This window comes from Pseudomonas sp. FSL R10-0056, from assembly GCF_009600105.1.
Taxonomy (GTDB): Bacteria; Pseudomonadota; Gammaproteobacteria; order Pseudomonadales; family Pseudomonadaceae; genus Aquipseudomonas; species Aquipseudomonas bubulae.
Genome location: NZ_WIWL01000088.1, coordinates 1 through 454, shown reverse-complemented (window position 1 = coordinate 454; position 454 = coordinate 1). Strand labels below are relative to the sequence as shown.

General features: G+C 65.6%; 2 pseudogenes. Both read right to left on the bottom strand.

Annotation, left to right across the window (positions count from 1 at the left end):
- Positions 1 to 143 (bottom strand): annotated as a pseudogene (locus tag GHO42_RS25975) (ABC transporter permease); the annotation flags it as partial.
- A pseudogene (locus GHO42_RS04265) lies at positions 143 to 454 on the bottom strand (ABC transporter ATP-binding protein); the annotation flags it as partial. The pseudogenes GHO42_RS04265 and GHO42_RS25975, both read right to left, overlap by 1 nt.

Genomic DNA, 454 nt, shown 5'->3' with positions numbered 1-454 from the left:
AGGCGCGGCAAGCGGCTGGCCGTGAGCGTCAGCCAGGCATCGCCCGACAAGGACCACAGCTGCGACCACTCCAGTTGCCGGGCCCCCACCAGCAGTGATGTGACGCAGAGCATGACAAATACCCCTAGCCATCGTGCCCGCATCATTGCAGCTCACTGCCGCTTGCCACCCGCCAACCCTTGGCAGCCCGACGCTGTTCAAGAAACTTCGCGTAACGCCCCTTGGCGGCAAGCAATGCCGCGGGCGTGCCCTGCTCGGCCACCCGGCCGTGATCGAGCACCACGATCCGGTCGGCCATCGACACCGTAGACAGTTGATGCGCAATGACCACCAGCGTGCGCTGCCCGCGCAACCTGGCCAGTGTCCGGGCGATCACGTGCTGATTCTCGGCATCCAGCGCCGCAGTGGCTTCATCCACCAGCAAGATGGCCGCCTCCTTGATCAGTGCGCGTGC